Raw genomic sequence first — 21,560 nt, forward strand, 5'->3', positions numbered from 1 at the left:
CAAGGCACCGTTCGAGTCCTTTGATACCTTCTTCCGGATACCTTCTTCCGGGTGTCCGGAGCGGACCCTACGGCCCTCGGAGGACGGTCAGTCCCCGGTCGGTGAGAACAAGCAGCATGCTTGGCTTCACGGTGGGTTCGTAGACGAGTTGCAAGACTTTCTGGCCGGACACCTGCTGCACCCTGGACAGCGTCGTGCCGTCCGGCTCCAGCCGCCAGAGCCCCGCACCATTCGTGCCGATATAGAGCGCGCCGTCATCCGTCGCCTTGAGCGCGATGATCTGATTCGTCGGCAGCCCGGCGAGCTTCGACCAATCCCCATCGGAGCGTGACCTCAGCGTCATCGCCCAGACGCCGAACTCCGCGCTCCCCAGGTAGTAGCGACCCGAGGTGGTCTGCTCGAAGGCGCGCCAGTAATCATCGTCCGCCTGGCCGTTGAGCTTGTCATTGTAGCCCTTGTACCGCCAGGGCGTGGGCCCTTCCCAGGTGTTCTCGCGGTCCCACTCCTCGAGCTTCGGACTCGGGATGAGCACTCCCACCATCTGCTCGTTCGCGACGAGGACGTCTCCGTTCGGCGCGATGCCGAGCCCGTACATCGACGAGAGCTGGAGCGAATATTGCGGCGTTCCGTCCGGATTCGTGGCGATGAGCAGCTCCCAGCCCGGATGACGGTGGCTGTTGTACGTGAGCCCCTGGATACGGGTCACGCCGTGGTTCGTCGTGATGTAGAGGTCGCCGCGATACGGGCCGCGCGTCACGCGAGCGCAGTTCAGGATGCTGCGATCCTCCTCGTAGTGAAAGTCGTTCGTGTTGTGGATGCCGATCTTCCTGCCCGCATTCGACGCGCCGGTGGTACGCCAGATGTGCTCCTCGAGCACCACGCTTCCATCCGACTGGAGGCGGACCGCGTCGAGGTCTCCCTTCTGGTACTCGGCGTAGCGCTCGGGCGTGTAGTACGCCTCGCCCGGTCCGGGGATGTACGCGTGATCCCAGATCCCTTCCGCCGACTCCATGGTGAGCGCTCTATACCCCACGTAGGCGCGCCCGGCCTCACCGCCGCAGATGACCGTCGAGCCGAGCGCGAGCGAATTCCCACCGAACGGCTGGCTCGCCTGTCCGATGCCCGTGGTCCACGTTGGAGCCTTATTGCCCGGGCGCAGCACGCCAATACGATTGTCCTTGAGCAACCAGAGGTTCAGCCCCTCATCGAGTCCAACGCTCTGCGGTGTGCCGGCGCCAAACGTCTGCGTGTAGTCGAGCACCGCGTCGACCGGCCACGGACCCGCGGTCTGACCGGCATCAGGCGTCGTCCCCGCGTCCTCCGGCGTGCCGGCATCGGGCGTCGTTCCCGCATCTTCGTCCGGTGGGGGGGTGCCTGCATCCTCCGCGGGAACTGGAGGGGGCTCCGAGGGAGTTTCGTTTCCTATCGATGGATCGGGTTCCTGCTTCCCCTGCGAGCCGCCTGTCCTGGTCTGGTCAGAGCAACCCACCGCGAGCAATGAAATGACCACCAGTCCAGCACCCACCACGCCTGCTCGGATGCGCATTCGTTCCTCCGTTCACGGAGGCGTGTTCGCAAATTCCAGGCCGAGCGCGGGTCCGTCGGGCGCGAAACTTCAGTTCTCGGGCCACTGGATTCGGTTTCGGCACTGCCCCCCCTCTCGAGGGAGCAGTGCCAGGCTGCTCAGGGCAGTGAGTTCAGGTGCGGCTCGACCGCGTTGGAGAAGGCCCAGTTGCTGGTGCCGTCCCAGCTGATGGACCAGTCCATCACGCCGCGGATGGACGCGTACTTCGCCACCGGCTTGTAGCTGCCACAGTTGGTGCCCAGGGCCAGGCAGCTCAGGGCCGCGTTGACCACCGAGGGGCTCACATAGCCGCTGCCAGCGCCCTGCGTGGAGGCCGGCAGGCCGAGGGCGACCTGGTCGGCGCGCAGCGTGGCCAGGAGCAGGTCCGCCTGCGCGGTGATGAAGTCCACGGAACCCTGGCTGTACACCTTGCCATCGCGGCCCAGCATGGCTCCCGAGTTGTAGTACTGGGTGTGGACGATGGTGAGGATGTCCTTGGTGTTATTGATGAGCGGCATGTACCGCCCGCCCTGCTGTACATCGAGCGTCTGCGGGGCCATGGTGAGCACGAAGCTCGTGCCGACCCTGTTGGCGAGCTGCCGGGCGGCGGTGCTCATGCTGGCGGTGTCGATGCCGTTCTCGAGGTCGATGTCGAGCCCGTCGAAGCCGTACTCGTTCATCAGCCCGTGGAAGCTGTCGACGAAGGCGGTGATGGTCGCGGAGCTGTTGACGGCGACGTTGCCGCGCTCGCCGCCGATGGAGAGCAGGACCTTCTTGCCCGCGGTCTGCTTGGCGCGGATGTCACTGATGAAGTCCGCCTTCGAGTAGCCGCCCAGGGCGCTGGAGAGGCCCGAGTCCACGGCGAAGGTGACCTGGCCGGGCGTGGCGGTCTGCTCGGCGAAGGCCACGATGATGACGTCGTAGGCGGCCGGCACGTCGCGGATGCGCAGCGTCTTGGCGCCGTTATTGAAGTTCTGCCAGTAGCCGATGAGCGCGTGCTTCGGAATGGTGGTGGTGGGGGGCGGCTGTCCGCCGATGTTGACCGACACGCTCACGGCCGAACTGGTCGCGTTGGCGGAGGAGGTGTACGCCTTGGCCGTGTAGTTGTAGGTGCCGTTCTGGCTCGAGGAGCTGAACGCATCGGAGGCCGTCCAGCCATCCGCGCCGTTGCTGTCCGTGCTCAGCAGCGTGGCGCCCCGGTAGAACTCCACCTTGGTGCCCGTGCCGCCGCTGAGTTGTGCCGTCAGGCCGATGCTGCCCGCCGCGGTAATGGAGGATGGGCTCGCCGAGAGGCTCACCGTGAACGCGGGCGTGCCGCAGTTGCCCCCGGCCGTCCACAAGGAGGGCGTGTCCCGGGGGTTCCAGCCGGTGCCGACGTAGGCGGTGTGGGTCACCAGCGCCGTGTACGACAGGCCCTGGTAGGAGACGACCTGCCCGGCCGTGTAGGTATTGCCTTCCGCCCACTCGGCGCAGGCCGCGGCGGTCAGGGTCCCTTCCTCCAGTTCCAGAGGAGTCATTTCCTGCCCACCGCAGGCAGTGCCAAACAGCTGGATGGCCGCGAGGAACACGGCGGAGCGAATCGAACGTTTCATGAGCTCTCCTGTGCAGGTGCTCGTTTTCACCCACTAAGAGAGCGGTGCTCGATTTTTCGGGTTTTTCGGGTGTGTCACCCGTTCAGTTCACGCCCACCGCGCTCCGGCTTTCGGTACGGCCCTACGGCTCGTTACGACGCGCTCGTCGCTCGCCGCTGGCCCGGTCGCCTGACCGATGTGCCTGGTCGGTCTTCGACGCAAGGGCGCCGGTTGACGAGGGCTCGCGCGTCAGTGTGACGACGAAGTCCAAGAAGGCGCGGACCCTGGCCGACATGAGTTGTGCGGAATGATGGTACGCGTAGAGCGGATACGTTTCCTCGGCCCACTCCGGGAGCACTTGAACGAGCCGTCCGTCGGCCACGAGGTCGCGCGCGTAGAGCTCGATCAGCTGCGCGATTCCTAGTCCCCCGAGACACGCCGCGAGAAGCGGACCGGAGCCGTTCACCATCAGCTGTCCAGACACGTCCACAGGGACGGTCTTCTTCCCGCGCACGAACTCCCATCCGAAGTGGCTTCCCGTGGAGGGATCTCGCATCAGCACACACCGATGCTTCTCGATGTCGCTCGGATGGCGTGGCAGCCCGTGACGTGCGACGTACGCGGGCGATGCGCAGGTGATGACGCGCGTGCGCATGAGGAGGCGAGACTTCAGCGCCGACGGTTCCGGGAGACCAAACTCGAAATCACCCGAGGAAGCAGCAGCTCATTTTGCCTGGCTCGCACGCTTCTTCGCGCGCGACATCGCGGCCTCGAGCACGCGAACGCAGGCACAGCTTGGATGGCGCCCACGCCAGCCTGGGCTCATCGCCGATCTCGAGCGGGGCCGCTACTTCGAAATCTGAAGAGAGAACTCGACATGACCACGGCGAATGAAGCGCGATTGGGCAAGAACGGTCCTTTTGTATGCTGTGCGCCGTCAAGGCCATCCTCAAGGACAGTTCTTCCGCGAGAGGGCCACTGCCTAACATCCTGTTGCGGTGCGATTTGGAGTGGGTCGCATCGGGGGCGGGGTGCGCTACGGCATTGTCATCTACAGCAGTCACCTTCAATCCTTTCTTGGAGAGACTTCAATGCTGAACCTTTCGAACGTTCTCAATGAGTTGACCGAAGAGCAGATGGACCGCGTCCTAGAGTTCAAGGCCGGCTGGGAGAAGTCGCACGGCAGTAAGAGCAAGAGCCACAGAAAGAGCAGCAAGAGCCACAAAAAGAGCCACAGTAGTAGGAGCCACCACCACCACACCTGCTAGAGCGGCTGAAGAACAGGCTTCAGCCCCGGCGCACCACGCCCCTGTCTCGGTCATGACTGAGCAACATCTCTATGTGTTTCCGGAGTACTTCGAGCTCCACCCCTGGGGTGAGGGCGAGGGCTCGAGTCTCCTCGGTGGCTCGGAACCGAGCACCGGCGCAAGCGTCGGCGAGCGCATCATGGTGGTGGACACGCGCGCTCACCAGAACTGCTATCTGGTCAACCCCGTCATCAAGAGCTACCTGGAGCTGTTCAGGAAGCCGCGGGCGGAAGCGGAGGCACTGGAGGAACTGGCGCGCCAGGCGGGGTGTCCGCCGGAGGCCATCGCCGCCACGGTGCGGACCTTCTTCCAGCGCATGCGGCGCGCTGGCCTGCTGCGCTCCGCAGGGGCGGACCTCCGGGAGGACTCCACCTGGGCGCTCACCCCCGGGCAGGTGCTCGGTGAGTACCGCGTCGGGGAACTGATCGTGGAGAAGCCAGACGTGGCGCTCCATCACGCGCGGCAGGTGGGCACTGGGATGCCCGTGGTGCTCAAGGTCTTCATCCTGCAGGGGCCCAGGGCGGACTGTGATCGCGAGCTCTTCGAGCGGGAGTTCTCCCTCATGGCCGGGCTGGCCCCTCATGAGAACATCTGTCGCCTGCTGGCCTTCCACCCCGGGGAGCCCTGCTACGCCGCGCTGGAGTACGCCGGCAGCACTCCGCTTCGTCACACCATGGCGGAGGTCTTTCTGCCCCTGCCGGAGCGAGTGCGCATCGGTGCCGAGGCGCTCGCCGCGCTCGCCCACTTGCACCGCCACGGCTTGCTGCACGGCGATGTTCACTCGCGCAACTTCATGCTGACGGACGAGCACCGGGTGAAGCTCATCGACTTCGGCCTCTCGCGGCGCAGCGGCGACGCGGCGGAGGAGGCCTCCGTCCCTCACGGCGGCCTTCCCGCCTTCATGCCCCCCGAGCGCATCGAGCCCGGCTCGCTCAGCATCAGCAGCCGCCCGGGTGACATGCGCTCGGAGGTGTTCCAGCTGGGGGTGCTGCTCCACGAAATCCTCACGGGCCACCGGCCCTTCTCGGAGAAGGTGCTGTGGAAGCGTCTGGCGCAGGCCATCCGCGATCAGCCCGCCCCCCGCGCGGTATGGACTCCCGAGGGCGTGCGCATCCCGGAGGCCCTCGCCGACGTCATCGAGCGCGCCCTCGCCAAGGCCCCGGAGGAGCGCTTCCCTTGCGCCGTGGAGCTGCTGGAGGCCTGGCGTGCGGCGTGGCGGCGCGGCGCGCGGCGCGCCCGGGCCGGGGAGCACGTCTGCCCATGAGCCTCGGGGGATGGTGGCGCCGGGCCCGTCCGAAGGTGGACCCGCAGCTGAGGAGCAACGACTGCGGAATCAGTGCGGTGAAGACGCTCTGCGAGCGGCTCGGGGTACCCCTGAGCCGCGAGGCCATTGCCGCTGCCCTCCCTCTGGACGTCGAGGGTCTGCGCCTCGACAGCCTCAAGGCGTTTCTCCAGGAGCACGGCTTCGGGGTGCGCACGCAACCGCTGGACGTCAACGATGTCGCGGGGCTGGAGAGGAAGCTGGGCGAGCTCGCCCCGTGTCTGGCCACGGTGCGCGTGGAGGCCACCGGACTGCTGCACTACGTGGTGGTCGACGGGGTGGAACGGGGGCGGCTGCGCATCCTCAACCCCACACGCGGGCAGGTGGAGCGCTGGACAGTGGCCGACTACATCCGGCGTGCGCACACCGTCCAGGTGCCCCTGACGGAGGAGCTGTGGCGCAGCCGCATCCGGGGCCAGGTAATGGAGGAACTGGAGAGGCACGGACTCCAGCTGGACGCTCCTCCCAGCGAGGCCGAGGTGGCGGCGCTGTACAACAAGCTGCTCTACTTCGGCTATGTGAAGCAGAACTTCGGGTTGAAGGACGAGGCCGCCGAGCGGGCCTTCCTCGCCGATCTGGTCCACCACCAACAGCTCTCGTCCGTGCCCCAGCGCTTCCGCGCGGTGGAGGGCAGTGAGGAGAGGCGGATGCTGGCGGCGCCCGTGGTGCTCGCGGTGCGGCCGCCGGCCTCGAGGGCCGAGCGGCAGGTGCTTGACGAGACGCCGGACCATCCGCTCCGGCGGCTGATGAAGGAGCTCGGCTCGCTGCGCGGTATCTGGTACCTCTTCCTCCTGGCCGCCGTGCTCTCGTCCGTGATGACGTACGCCGCTGTCTTCGTCAACCAGTTGCTCGTTGACGAGATCATCCCCCAGTTCGACTTCGGAGTGCTGTTCACCTTCACCCTGGGCCTGGGACTCTTCAGGCTGTTTGACATTCTCATGGGGGTGTTCACCCGGTACGTGGCGGTGCACCTGGGAATGGAGCTGGACCGCTATTTCCTGCTGCGCTTCGGGGAGCGGATGTTGACGGGGAGCATCCAGTACCTGCGCTCCTTCACGCGGGGGGACTACCTCGAACGCATCAGCGACAGCCTCAAGCTCAAGAGTTTCTTCACCAGCTACTTCTCACGAATCGCCGTCAACGCCTGGGTCTCGCTCAACGCGCTCATCGTGCTGTTCGTGCTCAACTCGCAGGCCGCCGCGCTCGTGCTGCTGACCCTGCTGGTGCTGGGCGCCCTCCTCGTGGGAATGACGCCGGCGCTGCGGCGGCTGGAGAACGAGCGCTTCCGGAACAAGGCCGACCTGCTCTCCTGCATGGTGGAAGGGCTGGAGGGAGTGCAGCCCATCCGGGCCTTCAGCCTGGAGGCGCACTTCAGCGCGCAGCTGGGGGCCCAGGCGGGGCGCTACCTGGAGACGCAGCGCAAGGGGAAGCTGCTCGACCTCGCCAGCACCGCGGCCGTCTCCCTCGTCACCACGTCCTCCTCGCTGCTGCTCATCCTGCTGTGCGCCCGTGGGCTGATTGCCCAGCAGGCGCTCACGCTCGGACAGCTCCTCACCTTCATCTCCCTGTCGGCGAAGATTTTCTCCTCCTTCACCACGCTGCTCGAGGAGAACCTCTCGTTGCAGGAGAACCTCGTGATTCTGAGGCGCTACTTCGACTTCGGCGAGGGCACAGCCCGCCCCGCCCCGCGCGCGCCGGAGGAGGACGTGCGGGTGGAGGTGCTGGAGGCGCGGGGGCTCGCCTACCGCTACCCCTCGGGCCTGGCCGTCCTGGAAGGAGTGGACCTGACGCTGCGCAGGGGGGAGAAGGTGCTCCTGCTGGGGGCCAACGGGAGCGGGAAGTCCACCCTGGTGCGCGTGCTGACCGGGCTTCAGCAGCCCTCCGGTGGGACGGTGCTGGTCAACGACGTCGCCCGTGAGCTCTTCGGCGAGCGGGCGCTGCGGCGTCGGGTGGTGCTGGTCTCGGCGGAGGACACCCTCTTCAACGAGACGCTGCGCTTCAACATCACCTTCGGCAGGCACCACAGCACGCGGCGTATCGTGGAGCTGGCGAAGCGAATCGGCTTCTACGACTGCCTCGTCCAGCACCCGGACAACCTGGAGCGGCTCATCGAGGAAGGGGGACGCAACCTGTCCACAGGTCAGCGTCGCAAGGTGCTGGTGCTGCGCGCCCTGCTCTCGGATGCGGACGTGCTGATCTTCGACGAGATCTTCCGGGGGATTGACCAGGAGTCGAAGGCGGCCATCGCCAGGCTGCTGGGGGAGATTGGCGATCGGGCGATGCTCTTCATCTCGCACGAATCCGTGGCGGGGCTGCAGCTGAGCCGCAAGGTCCTGCTGCGCGGCGGGCGCATCCAGGAGGGGTGCGGGGAGGGCGCGACGGATGGCACGCCGGCCCGGGAGGTGGCATGGGCGGCCTCCGCCATATAAGGGGAATGTTTGCCCTGCTCGTGGGGTGCTTCGGCATCGGGGTGGTGCTCTTCGCGACGGTGGAGGTGAATGCCGTCGTGCACGTCCGCGAGGGGGAGGTGCTCTCCTACCGGCCTCGCTCCGTCCACAAGGCGCCGTACGAGGTGCGGGTGGTTGCCCAGTACGTCAGCGAGGGGGACGCGGTGCAGGAGGGCCAGCTCCTGATGCTCCTGGAGAACGAGGAGGTCGACACTGCCGCGCGAAAGGCGGAGGCGGACTACCAGGCCCTGGAGGAGGAGCTGCGGACGGTGGTGGAGGAGATGGACAATGCGGGCGAGCGGGCCGTGCGCCACCGCCGTCTGCTCGCCATCCTGGGGCAGAAACACGGGGTGGAGAAGGCCCAGGCCCGCGAGAGCCTGGGCGCGTTCTCCCGCCAGCTGGAGCTCGCCCGGGAGAAGCAGGCGCTGGCGGAGGTGAAGGCGGAGCGCAGCCGCGGGCTGTACGAGCGAGAGCTGCTCTCGAAGGAGGAGCACGAGGCGGACTACCGCGGCGTCCTGGAGGCGAAGAGCGCCGCCACCGAGCTGTCGAGGCTTCGGAGGGAGCAGGAGGCGGCGGCGCTGAAGCTGGGGGACACCTACCGCGACGAGCTCACACGCGTCGAGCTGGAGCTCCTCGGCGCGGAGGCGGCGCGGCTCTCGTTGCTCGAGCGAGCCAACAAGCTGCGGAGGGAGCTGGAGAAGCAGCGCGAGGAGAAGGAGTTGCGCGGCCAACTCGCGGCCAGGCGGGAGGTGCGCGCGGACATCCGCGGCACCATCCGCTACGTCTACAATACGAAGGCGCGCAGCGACCGGATCCTCGCGGGAGAAATCCTGGTCGAGGTGGCGCCCGTGCTGGAGGAGGGGAGCGCGCTGTATGCGAGGTTCAAGCTGACGCAGGACGAGGTGAAGCGAGTGCTGTCAGGCCAGCCGGCGCACCTCAAGGTGGACGCGTTCCATTTCCATCGGTACGGGGTGCTCAAGGGACGCGTCCGCTACGTGTCCCCACCGAACGATGCCAATGAATTCTTCGCCATCGTGGACCTGCCCCCTCCACACCCGTTCGAGGTCCGCCCGGGCTACAAGGTGCGAGGAGAGATTGTCACCGGGCAGATGCGGCTCTACGAGTTCGTCCTGGCGAAGCTCTTCGACCGCTTCGAGGGGGCGCAGTCTCAGGGCGGCTCCGTCCCCCAGACGAGCTGACCGTTCCGGTACAGCGTCACCCGCTCCCAGTTGGAGAAGGAGGTCTTGGAGGGGTCGAAGGAGTAGTCATTGGACTCGTTGAAGTTCGACCAATCGGTCTTGTGGGTGCGGGTCTGGATTTCCCCCGAATTGCCACCGGCGGGAATGCTGCCAGCGGAGGAGTTGAAGGTGATTTCCAGATAGTGGTCCGCCCCTGTCTTCCCCGTGCCCAGCGTCACGTACCTGCCGGTGACGTTCGAGTTGCCGACGCCCGCATAGTCACAGTAGAAGGCAAGCGGCTTCTCCCCATCGATCGTGAACCAATAGCGGATGGCCAGCTCGCTCATCGCCACGGGGTCGCCGCCAGTGTTCTGGATCTTGAAGTGCGGCTTGAAGCCGTTGTCGCCCGTGTTGATGTCCGCCGCACGGTACTGCACCACGAGACTGCCCTGGGGCGGTGGCGTCGAAGTGCCCCGCGGGGTTGCGCTGAGCTGGGCCGAGTTCGCACTCTCACCCGCGCTGTTCACCGCGCTGACGACGTAGTGGTACGTCGTTCCGTTCGTCACCGACGTGTCGGAGTAGCTCGTGCCGCTGACCGCCGCCAGGGTGGTGTACGGGCCCCCATCCGCCGTCGCGCGCTTGACGTTGTACGAGGTGGCATTGCTCGAGGCGCTCCAGCCCAGATCGACTCTTCCGTTGCCTGCCGTTGCGGTCAGGCCGGTGGGGGGATTGGGAAGCGTCGTCGCGTTCACGATGGCCCAGTAGGCCAGCTTGGATTGCAGACGCTCATCGAACAGGAGCGGCCAGTCGTTGCGGGCCACCGGGAACGTCCGCAGCCAGGTGTTTGCATCATCCTTGCCCCACAGCGTGACGCTGGTGACCTGGTTCTTGTGCCGCTTGAAGACGTCGAACAGCTGCTTGTAGAGGGCGGCCTGCTTCTGCTTCAAGTCCTCCGGGAACGTGTCGTACCGCTGCGAAGAATTGGAGTACACGCTCACATCCAGCTCGGTGATGTGCGTTTCGACACCCAGGTCGGCGAACTTGACGATGGAGTTCTCGATCTCCTGGAGCGTTGGATAGTAGAGGCTGATGTGCGTCTGATGTCCGACGCCATCAATCGGAATCCCCTTGGCCCTCAACCGCTGGACCAGGTTGTAAAGGGCCTGGCTCTTGCCTGCTTCGTGCGTGTTGTAATCGTTGATGAACAACGCGGCGCTCGGGTCCGCTTCGCGGGCATACAGGAACGCCTTCTCGATGAACTCCTCCCCGGCGATCTGGTACCACGTGCTGCGGCGCAATCCGTCGGGCTGCGAGGCATCGATGACCTCGTTGACCACGTCCCAGGCGTATACCTGGCCCTGGTAGCGGCCCATGACCTCGGTGATGTGCCTCTTCATCCGTTGGAACAAGAGCTCCTTGCTCGCCAGATTCCCGCTCGCATCCCGGAAGACCCAGTCCGGCGTTTGCGAGTGCCAGACCAGGGTGTGTCCCCGGACCTGCTGTCCGTTCTGGAGCGCGAACTGAACGGCTGCATCCGAGCGGCTGAAGTCGAAGACCCCCTCCTGAGGCTCCGTGCTGTCCCACTTCAAGACGTTGCCCGGGGTCATGCTGTTGAAATGCTTGGCGAGCAGCTTCCTGTCCGCCTCCGCGATGAGCTCATCGTTGGTGAACGCGGTTCCGAGCAGGAAGTCGTTGGCGAAGACGTCCTTGAGCGAGGGGATGTTCTCTTCGATGACGATGGGCCCGAGGTCCGGCAGCTTCTCCAGGCGGAAGTCGTCGAGCTGAAGCACCAGCGTGGAGTTGTTCGGTGCCTCGAAGTAGATGGAGAGATTGTCCGCCGCCTCGAGCAGCTTGTACTGGGCCTTGAAATTCACCCAGTTGCTGGACGTGGCCGTATCGAAATACAGCTGCTCGTAGTAGGTGGTGCTCGGCACCTTGCGCTGCATCGTCATGTAGACGGTCGTGTTCGAGACTCCTTGTGGCAGCTTGATCCACCCCGAGAACACGTAGGTCTGGCCCGGCTCCATGTATGCCGTGACGTCCAGCGTCGGTCCGTGCCAGGACTGCTTGAAATTACCGACCTTCAAGCCGTACGAGCCGTTGCGGGCCGCGTCCGATGCGGCCGCCAACGTCTCCACACCGCCGCGTCCGGTCCATCCCTGCGTCGTTCCATCCTCGAAGTCAGTCTGGAGGAGCAGGGTGTTTTGAGAATGCGCGGGGGGCGACGAGAAGACCAGCAGAGCCAAGGATGATACCAGGAGCCCCTGAAGCACCTTCAGGACAGGCTTGTTCTTCATGGGTTTCATGTCCCTTTCTTGTCTTGCGCTTGGAGATGGCTGGACGAAACGGTCCTCGGCCGCAATGGCCAGGCGTAATCACCCAATCGCATCAAATAGAGAAAGGATGATAATTCGTGATTTCACGGCCCGTCAAATGGTTTCAATTGTCTTCAGGTGTCTTCAGGGCGGGAGATTTTCTCGCACCTCCCGCATGACGTTGTGCGGCAAACCCGCCGAGCCCTCACAACGTCCGGCATCGCCTCCCGGATGACTCGCTCCCCTGCCTCCGAAGAACTGTTCTGTACTGAATATGCTCCGGAAGAGACGGTTTCGCTTGAATTCCTTCGCAATCTGGTTCATTTACTGTCATTGGCGTTTCGCATTCTGGGGCGACTCAGTGGGAGCGCCCCCCCAATCCCAGGAACCCCTACGAGGAAACATCTCATTGTCGCCGGGCTGGAGTTTTCTTTTAAGAAGAAATGACAACGTTACGATTCGTTCTCCCCCAGCGGTCGCGCACTCCAATCCGGTGACCTCGGGAGGAATCATGCTATTGCCATCGGGCTGAAAGATTTTTGTTTTGCTGAAATGACAACGTTGCGATTCGCTCGCCCCCCCTTGTGACCTCGGAGCCGCCATCACCTGGGGCAGCTGGGGCAGGGATGGGCTGTCGAGACATCCCTCCAGGGAGAGGGTGCGCAATGCTGTCAAGAATTGCAGACCCATGACGGGCCCAGGCCTGCCACTGGGAGTTGTCTTGCTTTGGAATGGACCGCGCCCATGCACCGGGCCGTGGCGCTCCATTGGATGAAGTTGTGAATCACGCCTCGATCACTCACTTCTGGAGACACCTCATGTCCCGACAGATTCACCACACTGAAACCCGTAGTACCTGGTTCTGGTGGCGCAGGCTTCTCACTTCCGTGACAACCGCGGTGCTGACTGTTGCGCTCTCCGTCCTCGCGCCCATCAGTGCCGCCCATGCTGCTGACGGCGGCTTCCATATCGTCAACGGCCGGCTCCTCGACGCGAACGGCAACGACTTCATCATCCGCGGTATCAGCCACCCGCACGTGTGGTACGCGCAGAGGACCAGCTCGTTCGCCGACATCAAGGTGGTTGGGGCCAACAGCGTCCGCGTCGTGCTGAGCGGTGGCCGGTGGCCGGTCAGCACGGCCAGCGACGTGGCGAACGTCATCTCGCTCTGCAAGCAGAACCGGCTCGTCTGCGTGCTCGAGAACCACGACACGACGGGCTACGGGGAGGCGAGTGGCGCCTACAGCCTCTCTCAGGCCGTCGACTACTGGCTGAGCATTCGCAGTGCGCTCGTTGGCCAGGAGGCCTACGTCATCATCAACATCGGCAATGAGCCGATTGGCAACACCAATCCCACGACGTGGGTTGCGGCGACCATCGATGCCATCCAACGCCTGCGGAGTGCGGGGCTGACGCACACCTTGATGCTCGACGCGCCGAACTGGGGGCAGGACTGGTCCAACACCATGCGGGACAACGCCCAGGCGGTCTGGGAGGCCGACGCGCTGCGCAACTCCATCTTCAGCATCCACATGTACGGCGTCTACAACACCCCAGCGAAGGTCAAGGCCTACCTCGACTCGTTTACCAGCCGTGGCCTGCCCCTCCTCGTCGGCGAGTTCGGGTGGTATCACTCCGACGGCGATCCGGATGAGGTGACAGTCGCGGAGTACACCACGACGCTGGGGCTCGGCTACATCGGCTGGTCGTGGAGCGGCAACGGAGGTGGCGTCGAGTACCTCGACATGGTCACCAACTTCAACCCGGCCAGCCGCACGGACTGGGGCAATTGGCTCATCACGAGTGCCAATGGTCTCGAGGCCACCTCCGTCGAGGCCTCGGTTTTTGGGGGTGGTGGTGGCGACACGCAGCGCCCGACCGCGCCCGGCAACCTGGCGGCGACAGGTACGACGTCGAGCAGCGTGTCGCTCGCGTGGAGCGCCTCGACCGACAACGTCGCGGTGACCGGTTACGATGTCTACCGCGGGTCCACCCGAGTTGCGACGCTGTCTGGCAGCATGCTGTCGTACACGGACACGGGTCTGTCGGCGAACACGGCTTACAGCTACAAGGTGTATGCGCGTGATGCCGCTGGGAACGTGAGCGAGGCGTCCAACACCGTTTCCGCGACGACCCAGTCCTCCGGGGGAGGAAACGGCGGCTGCACGGCGACCTACCAGGTCGCGAGCGACTGGGGCTCTGGCTTCGGCGCCAACGTGACGGTGACGAACACCGGGACCACTGCGACCCAGGGCTGGACGGTCAGCTGGACCTTCGGTGGCAACCAGCAGATCTCCAACATGTGGAACGCCACGCCGACCCAATCCGGCGCGAGCGTGACGGCGCGGAACATGGGCTACAACGGTGTCATCCAGCCAGGGAGCAACACGACCTTCGGATTCCAGGCGGCGTATTCTGGTTCCAACGCCTCGCCATCCCTGACCTGCACCGTCAACTGATACAGCGGCTGGAGACCGGAGGCGAGACTCGAGGCCTCATCTCATCCGAGGTGGGCCTGCCCCGATTTCGTGGGGCAGGCTCAGGGGGCTCACGCGTGCCGGTGCGGCCGGGCGCGAGGCGAACGCCTCATGGGCACGCGTCGGAGTAGACAGGCGTGCGAGTGAGCGTGCCGGTCTCGTCGATCTGGAGCGTGGTGCCCGCGACGCGGCCGGACACGGCACGCGCCGTGGCGATGAAGGAGGACGGGCCCGTCACCTGTACATGGTAGATGAAGCGGCACCCACCGAGCCATGAGCTGTCCGGACCCGAAGGGCGCGTGCCATCCGTGCAACTCAGGGGCAGGAAGCCCACCTCCGCGAGGTTGCTCGAGTACCGATCCTTCTCCTGGAAGATGGCCTGCTCCGACGTGAAGAGAGCTCGGATGTTCGCCACGCCCTCTTGCTCCTGGGCGGCGTACACGGACTCGGTTGGCACCCGCTCTTCCCAGTCGATGAAGCGGCGCACCCCGGCGCGCTCCACCCAGAAGACGATGTTCTGTATCGAGGGCGAGCCGATCCCCAGCGTGACGTCCGCGACCGGAGTGCCCGCGGCCCCTTGCGCGATGACCATGAAGGAGGGATTCGGCGAACCCGTCACCGACGTCACCCGGTAGGTGAAGTGACATCCCGCCACCCAATCGGTTCCAGGCAGGGGCGCACGCGAGCCATCCGTACAGCTCATGGGCCAGAAACCCATCTGCGTGAGGGTGGACGGATACTGGTCCTTCTCCGCGAAGTACGCCTGCATCCCTTCGAAGACGTGGCTCATGGCCTCGACGCCCTCGAACTCTCGAGTGGAGAAAGAGCCGGTGGGCCGACACTCGTTCCAGTCGACGTAGCGACGCTCCCCGGAGTGTTCCAGCCAGAAGAAGATGTTCTGGAACTGGGGCGAGCCGATCTCCAACGTCACGTCCTCGGCTGGGGTGCCCGTGGCGCCCCGAGCGATGGCGGCGAAGGACGAGGCCGGCAGACCCGTCACCGACGTCACCTGATAGGCGAAATGGCAGCCCGCCACCCAGCCGGGTCCGGGCACGGGCGCACGCGAGCCATCCGCGCACGCCGCGGGCGAGAAGCCCACCTGCGTCAGGTCCTGTGAATACCGATCCTTCTCCAAGAGGAAGGACTGCTCCGCTTCGAAGAGCGCCCGCATCTCGCGGATGCCCTCGCCGCTGACACCCTCACAGTCGATGGGCGTGCCCTCCGCCATCGCCACCGGGGTCCACGGCCCGCACAGCGCTCCCATCACGGACAGCCACCGCACCTGACGCATCCTGTGAACCTCCTCTTTCCGCATGCGTTCCGGACGACACGGATGCCCCTACCACGAGGGCCGGGCCCATTGCTCCATCCTCGGCGGCACGAAGGAGTTGCCGGGCACAGAGGCCCTATCTGGCTGAAAGCGCTGTTTGTACGATGGGGGCTCCGAGGAGCGTTCCCCCATGCATCCGGATTTCGAGGTCGAGCTGCGCGCGGCCCTGGCCGAGGGTCTTCTCTCCGAGCAGGAGGCGGACAGCTTGCGCGAGGAGGCCCGGCGCCTGGAGCGGAGTCCCCTGGCCTTGCTCCGTGAGCGCGGCCGTCTGTCCGAGGGGACGCTCATCTCGATGATGGCGCAGGTCCGCGGCGCCACGCCCCCCCAGGTGGCCGCCCCTCCACCACCGCCAGCCCCCGAGGTCCCGGTCTTCCCCGTCAGCGGTTGGGAGCGCTACCAGTGCGTGCGCTTTCTCGGCGAGGGTGGAATGGGGCGGGTCTTCCTCGCGCATGATCCGCGGCTGAACCGGAACGTGGCCTTGAAGTTCGTCCGGGGTGACGAGCCCGAGCTCACCCGGCGCTTCCTCTCCGAAGCCAGGGCCCAGGCGCGGGTGACCCACGAGCGGGTGTGCAAGGTCTATGAGGTGGGCGAGGTCCAGGGGCGCGTCTACATCGCGATGCAGTTCATCGAGGGGCGGACGCTGAGCGCGCTCGCCCGCGAGCTCTCCGTCGAACAGAAGGTGCTGGTGCTCCGGGAGGCCGCCGAGGGCGTGCACGAGGCGCACCGCGTGGGCCTCATCCATCGGGACCTCAAGCCCTCCAACATCATGGTGGAGCGCGCGGAGGATGGGTCGTTGCGCCCCTACGTGATGGACTTCGGGCTGGCGCGAGACTGGAACGATAGGGCCACCGTCACCGGCGCGGTGATGGGCACGCCCCAGTACATGTCGCCCGAGCAGGCCCGCGGTGAGGTCTCCAGCCTGGATCGCCGGGCGGACGTCTACAGTCTGGGCGCCACCCTCTACAGTGTGTTGACGGGCCAGCCTCCCATTCCCGGCGGCAACGGGTTGGAGGTGCTCAACAACGTCCTCGAGCTGGAGCCACGCCCACCTCGCGCGGTGGATCCGAACATCCCCGCGGACCTCGAGGCCATCGCGCTCAAGTGTCTGGAGAAGGAGCGCTCGGCCCGGTATGACTCGGCGCGCGCCCTGGTCGAGGAGCTCGACCGCTTCCTCTCGGGCGAGCCGGTGCAGGCCCGCTCCAACAGGGCCTGGTACCGTCTGCGCAAGAAGCTCCACAAGTACCGGCTCGTGGTGTCCGTGGCCGCGGTGCTCGTGCTCCTGGCCCTGGGCCAGGCGGGGCTGGCTCGCCGCGAGGCCGCCGTACGCGAGCGTCTGGCCCGGCGTTTCACCGAGTCCGTGGAGCGCATCGAAGCGCTGGCGCGCTACTCGGACCTCTCCCGCCTGCACGACACGCGCGCGGATCAGCGTGTCATCCGCGCGAGGATGGCGGCGCTCGAGGCGGAGATCCAGGAGGCGGGCGAGCAGGCCGTGGGGCCCGGCCACTACGCGCTGGGGCGCGGCTATCTCGCGCTCGGAGACGAAGCCAGGGCCCGCGAGTCCCTCGAGTCCGCCTGGAAGCACGGCTTCCGCGAGCCCCGGGTGGCCTATGCGCTGGCGTTGGTGACGGGGCACCAGTACCAGGAGCAGTTGCTGGAGGCCGAGCGCATCCGCGACACCGAGCGGCGTGAGGCCCGCAAGCGCGAGATCGAGCGCGGCTACCGGGAGCCGGCGCTGGCCTATCTCCGCCAGAGTGAAGGGGCCGAGGTTCCCTCCGCCGCGTATGTGGCCGCGCTGCTCGCCTTCTACGAGAACCGGTGGGACGAAGCGCTCTCTCAGTTGGACGCCATCGGCACGGAGCTGTCCTGGTTCCATGAGGCCCCCAAGCTGCGCGGAGACATCCTCCTGGCTCGCGCCATGCGGCACTGGAACCAGGGCGAGCACGAGGGCGCGCGGGCGGACTTCGAGGCGGGCCGGAAGGCCTACGCCGAGGCGGCCGCGATCGGCGAGAGCGTGGCCTCCATCTACACGGCCCAGGGAGAGCTGGAGTACGGCGCGCTGATCCTGGAGCAATACGGGAAGGGCGAGGTCACTCCCCACTACACCCAGGCCCTCCAGGCCGTCTCTCGCGCGCTCGAGGCCATGCCGGAGCATTACGACGCCCGGGTGCTGGAGTCCCGCCTCCACCGGCGGCTCGCCGAGCATCAACGCGACCTGGGCGATTACTCGGAGACGTTGCCGGAGAAGGCCGTGGCCGCCGCTCGGAGCGCGCTGGAGCTCGAGTCCTCACGCTCGAAGGCCCGGCTGGAGCTGGGACTGAGCTACTGGATCTGGGGCTACACCCGCCAGAGCCACTCGCTGGACCCCCGCGAGCAACTCCGCAAGGCCGTGGAGAGCTTCGAGAGCATCGCCCCGGCGGAGCGGGACTACGACTTCCTCCTCAACCTGGGCTTGGTCTACAAGACGTGGGCCGACTACGACGAGCAGGTGGGCGCGGACCCGCTGCCCCGGTACGGCAAGGCGATTGAGTCCTTTCACTCCGCCATCGAGCTGGATGGCCAGGTGCCGGAGGGGTGGATCAACCTGGGCATTGCGCACTACACCCGCGCTTCCCATCCCCGAGCCCCGGAGCCGGACGGAGACCTCACCCAGGCGCTGGCGGCATTGGACAAGGCCCGGATCCTCAACCCCGGTCACGTGGTGCCCTACTTCTACGCGGGGCTGGCGCACGAGCTGGTGGCCCGGAGGCTCCGCGTCTCGGGGGGTGAGCCGGGTCCCTCGCTGGAGCGCTCCGCGGAGATGTACCGCAAGGGGCTCGAGCTCGGCCCCGGCATTCCCCAGCTTCACAACGGCCTGTGCCTGACCCTGGTTCAGCAGGCCCAGGCGAGCTGGGACCGCGGCGGGGATCCCTTCCCCGTGCTGGACCAGGCCCGGGCGGCTTGCGAGCAGTCCGTGGCCATCGCTCCGAAGAGTGGCTACGGGCAGATCAACCTCAGCGAAGTGCTCGCCCATCGAGCCCTGTACCAGCGTGCCCGGGGAGAGGATCCAGGCCCGAGCGTGCACGCGGCCGATGAGGCCCTGCGGCAGGCGCTCCAATGGCTTCCAGAGAACGCGGGAGCCCTGGCCAACCGCGGCATGGTCCACGCCATCCTGGCCACGTTCGAGCTGGAACACGGGCGCGATCCCCGCCCCAGCAGCTCGCGGGCCGAGAAGGCGCTGCGGCAAGCACTCGCGCACAATCCGGCCCACGCCGAGGCCTGGTACTACCTGGGAGAGGCGCTGGGAGCCCGGGCTCTCTACACGGGGGGACGCCCCCAGGACTCGGACGAGGCGGACCATGCGTACCAGAAGGGGCTCGCGCTGGCTCCGGAGCGGCAGGAGTTTCGCGTTGGCTTCGGGCATTTCCTCCGCCGCTGGTCCACCCGCTTGATGCAGGAGAAGCAGGACCCGGGCCCCTTGCTTCAACGAGGGCTGGAGATGGCCCGGGAGCTCCTCGCGGTCCGTCCTGGATGGCCGGATGCCCGCCTCTTGCGAGGCAGTCTGTTGGCGCTCCAGGCGGCGCTCCCTTCCGCCGACCCTGGACAGAAGCAGGAGTGGCGCAGACAGGCCCGGGAAGATCTCTCCAGCGCGCTCGCCGCCAACGCGGGCTTTCAACGGGAATGGGGAAGCTCCCTCCAGCGCCTCCAATCCGGCGTGCCCTGAGCCACCTCAGGGCCTGGTCGCCGTCAGGGTGCCGGGCTGGCCCTGCCCGACGATGGGCATGGGAATCTCCCCCATCGCGCTGATGCGCAGGTCATAGCGCGACTCTCCCGCGTCACGGGCAATCGCCCGGTTCACTTCGAGGATCACGCTCCCGCTCTTGATATCAACGCGCTCCACGCCGCCCTGACGCTGGTCTTCAGGCAGGGGCAGGAGCAAGGAGGGCAGGGGGCGCACCCGATTGTAGAGCCAGAGGCTGCTGCCCTCGTCCTTCTCCGCGGCGAGCACGATCTCCAGCTCATCCCCCGGAGCCACCACCAGGTACTTGTCTGGGCGATCGTTTGGCTTCCACGTCCCATCCCAGTTGACCACCAGCGTGCGGGTCTCCTTGAGCTCCCCAGCTTCGGAACGGACCGGGTAATTCCTGCTGATGTCCTTGGAGATGATCAGTTGATGCTTCGCCACGTTGTTGCTCCTTTCGACACTGAGCCCACCCAATGCATCCGACATGCCACGCGTCAGGAGCTCCTGGCGCTCAGGCCCAATTCCTTGAGGCGCCGGGCGAGCGCCTTCTTGGAGACCTCCAGGCGCTGGACCATCGCGTCCAGGTCACCCCCGCATTCCCGATGGCAGGAGGTGAGCTCCTCCGCGCTCAGGGTGCTCGCCCTGCGGATGTTCGGGTGCTTGTCGATGAGGTCGTAGATGGAGGTGCGCGGAATCCCGAGCGAGTCCGCCGCCGACTTGAGATCCCAGGCATGTTGCCGGAGCGCGGAGAGAAGCTCGTCTCCGGTGACCTCGGTGGACTTGCGCCGAGCCACCGCCGTGGAGGGTTTCGGGGTGGGCTCCGCGGCGTCTTGCGATGGCTTGGGGACGGGCCCCGGGGCCTCCAACTCCCCGGCGAGCCGCGGATCCAACTGCAGGACGGGCTGCCCCCGGCTCCCAATCACCAACTGCCGGGTGAGGTTGCGCAACTGCCGGATGTTGCCGGGCCAGGGGTGGCGCAGCAGGCTCACCGCGAGCGACGCCGGCAACCAGGGCTCGGCATAGGGATCCCCGGGAGTCAGACGATGGGCCTCGCCAATGGCCTCCAGCGCCTCCCGGGCGAAGTGCTGGAACAACATGCCGATGTCCTCGCGGCGCTCGCGCAGGGGCGGCAGCCGGATTTCATAACCGGCCAGACGATGCAGCAGCGGCGCCTTGAAGCGCCCATCCCGGATGTGCTCCTCCAGGTTGGCGTCGGTCGCGGCGATCAGCCGGACATCCGTCTTGATGGGCGTATGTCCGCCCACCGGGTACAGCTCTCCGGTCTCCAGCACCCGGAGCAGCATCACCTGCACCTCCGGAGGGGCCTCGCCCACCTCGTCGAGGAACAGGGTGCCCCCCTGGGCCGCCCGGAAGAAGCCCTCGCGGTCGCGGGTCGCTCCGGTGAAGGCACCCCGATGCGCGCCGAACAGCTCGGCGGCCGCCAGCTCCTTGGGGATGGCGCCCAGGTTCACGCTGAGGAAAGGGCGTCCCTTGCGCGGGCTGTGCTGGTGGATGGCCTGGGCCACCAGCTCCTTGCCCGTGCCCGTCTCTCCCCGGACCAGCACCGGGACGTGGAGGTCGGCGATGCGCTGGATGTGCTCGCGAACGCGCAGGATGCCCGGGCTCTCGCCCACCATGCCCAGCGTGTCCCCGGGCGTTCGCGTCTTGCGCGAGGCCTGGTGCAGCAGCACCACCACCCGGCCCGAGAGCTCCAACAGCACGCCCGTCGCCAACTCCTCCGGCGTGAACTCACGGTTCGTCACGAGCTGTCCGTCCACCACCACCCGGGTTCCGCCCTCGCCCACGCGCAGCCGGAGGCGCCCCCCTTCGCCCGGTGAGAACACGAGGGGCGTCCGGCTCACGAAGGGATCGGCCAGGGGCTGCCCGAAGGTCTCTCCAGGCCGGGTGAAGTTAGGGCCGTTGCGAGACAGGGACAGCTCCCGGCCCGCCGCGACCCCTTCCAGCAGGAGCCGCTCCCCGGCCCGGGTGGCCGTGGGGTGGGAGATGAGGGTCAGCACCGGCACCACCTGGTCGGCGGATGCCGCGGCGCGTTGCTCTTGGCCGATGGCTGTGGACACCTCGGCGACCAGCGGGGGGGACTGGGAATCGCGGGGCTCGGAGCGGGACATCGCCCGCGACTGTAGCACTTCCCTCCCGAAGCTCGTTCCACGGGGCTCTGGAGGTGTGCCCCCTGCCGCCGCGACGTTTCGTGGAGTCGGCGACATGTCGCCGACAGACGCTCCGCGGCCTCCGAGGCCTTCCCCTCGGGGTTCCTCCTCGGAAGAGTTCCAGGGGCGTGCTGGCACGAGGCGTGCTCACGGGCCCCGCG

12 protein-coding genes and 1 pseudogene are annotated in these 21,560 nt (G+C 66.6%); 6 read left to right on the forward strand and 7 right to left on the reverse strand.

The features are described 5' to 3' along the window. Positions 1-67: 67 nt before the first annotated feature. The 3 genes and pseudogenes from DAT35_RS30075 to DAT35_RS30085 all read right to left on the reverse strand — a co-directional run. Positions 68-1,546 carry a hypothetical protein gene (locus DAT35_RS30075; RefSeq protein ID WP_108071361.1) on the reverse strand — a complete coding sequence of 493 codons (1,479 nt, stop codon included), beginning with the start codon at positions 1,544-1,546 and terminating at the stop codon, positions 68-70. A 137-nt stretch (positions 1,547-1,683) separates the two neighbouring features. Continuing rightward, a complete protein-coding gene (locus DAT35_RS30080) occupies positions 1,684-3,156 on the reverse strand; it encodes a chitinase (protein ID WP_158501946.1) in 1,473 nt (490 codons plus the stop codon). Positions 3,157-3,277: 121 nt separating this feature from the next. Then, positions 3,278-3,817, reverse strand: a pseudogene (locus DAT35_RS30085) (substrate binding domain-containing protein); the annotation flags it as partial. Positions 3,818-4,226: 409 nt separating this feature from the next. Here DAT35_RS30085 and DAT35_RS59195 point away from each other — a divergent pair. Genes DAT35_RS59195 through DAT35_RS30100 form a run of 4 tightly spaced genes read left to right on the forward strand, consistent with a single transcriptional unit; the run spans position 4,227 to position 9,409 of the window. Then, positions 4,227-4,403, forward strand: a complete 177-nt coding sequence (locus DAT35_RS59195) for a hypothetical protein (protein WP_158501947.1) — start codon at positions 4,227-4,229, stop codon at positions 4,401-4,403. Between the two features lie 52 nt (positions 4,404-4,455). After that, positions 4,456-5,706, forward strand: coding sequence for a serine/threonine-protein kinase (locus DAT35_RS30090; protein ID WP_108071365.1), 1,251 nt, complete (start codon positions 4,456-4,458; stop codon positions 5,704-5,706). Then, positions 5,619-8,192, forward strand: coding sequence for an ATP-binding cassette domain-containing protein (locus tag DAT35_RS30095; RefSeq protein ID WP_158501948.1), 2,574 nt, complete (start codon positions 5,619-5,621; stop codon positions 8,190-8,192). The genes DAT35_RS30090 and DAT35_RS30095 overlap by 88 nt, the downstream gene beginning before the upstream one ends. 5 nt (positions 8,193-8,197) lie before the next feature. After that, the gene (locus DAT35_RS30100; protein ID WP_146209945.1) at positions 8,198-9,409 is read left to right on the forward strand and encodes an HlyD family secretion protein; all 1,212 of its coding nucleotides are present in this window, start codon (positions 8,198-8,200) and stop codon (positions 9,407-9,409) included. Here DAT35_RS30100 and DAT35_RS30105 read toward each other — a convergent pair. Continuing rightward, on the reverse strand, positions 9,379-11,694 hold the full coding sequence (locus DAT35_RS30105) for an endo-1,4-beta-xylanase (protein ID WP_233261800.1): 2,316 nt from the start codon (positions 11,692-11,694) through the stop codon (positions 9,379-9,381). The two genes, DAT35_RS30100 and DAT35_RS30105, sit on opposite strands and share 31 nt — an antisense overlap. Positions 11,695-12,521: 827 nt before the next feature. Between DAT35_RS30105 and DAT35_RS30110 the strand changes: the two genes are divergently transcribed. Then, positions 12,522-14,162 (forward strand): cellulase family glycosylhydrolase, encoded by a 1,641-nt coding sequence (locus DAT35_RS30110; protein ID WP_108071371.1) that lies wholly within the window; start codon positions 12,522-12,524, stop codon positions 14,160-14,162. A 127-nt stretch (positions 14,163-14,289) separates the two neighbouring features. Here the strand turns inward: DAT35_RS30110 and DAT35_RS30115 are convergent, their stop codons facing one another. Then, entirely contained in the window at positions 14,290-15,471 is a 1,182-nt protein-coding gene (locus DAT35_RS30115) for a hypothetical protein (RefSeq protein WP_108071373.1), read from the reverse strand. 169 nt (positions 15,472-15,640) lie between these two features. Between DAT35_RS30115 and DAT35_RS30120 the strand changes: the two genes are divergently transcribed. After that, positions 15,641-19,210: a serine/threonine-protein kinase gene (locus DAT35_RS30120; protein WP_108071375.1), complete on the forward strand. Its 3,570-nt coding sequence runs from the start codon at positions 15,641-15,643 to the stop codon at positions 19,208-19,210. 6 nt (positions 19,211-19,216) lie between these two features. Here the strand turns inward: DAT35_RS30120 and DAT35_RS30125 are convergent, their stop codons facing one another. After that, positions 19,217-19,672, reverse strand: coding sequence for a hypothetical protein (locus DAT35_RS30125; RefSeq protein ID WP_146209946.1), 456 nt, complete (start codon positions 19,670-19,672; stop codon positions 19,217-19,219). Between the two features lie 53 nt (positions 19,673-19,725). After that, complete coding sequence (locus DAT35_RS30130) at positions 19,726-21,360, reverse strand: sigma 54-interacting transcriptional regulator (protein WP_108071379.1); 1,635 nt, start codon at positions 21,358-21,360, stop codon at positions 19,726-19,728. Positions 21,361-21,560 lie beyond the last annotated feature (200 nt).

Origin of the sequence: Vitiosangium sp. GDMCC 1.1324, assembly GCF_003044305.1 — a bacterium.
In the GTDB taxonomy this organism is placed as follows: domain Bacteria; phylum Myxococcota; class Myxococcia; order Myxococcales; family Myxococcaceae; genus Archangium.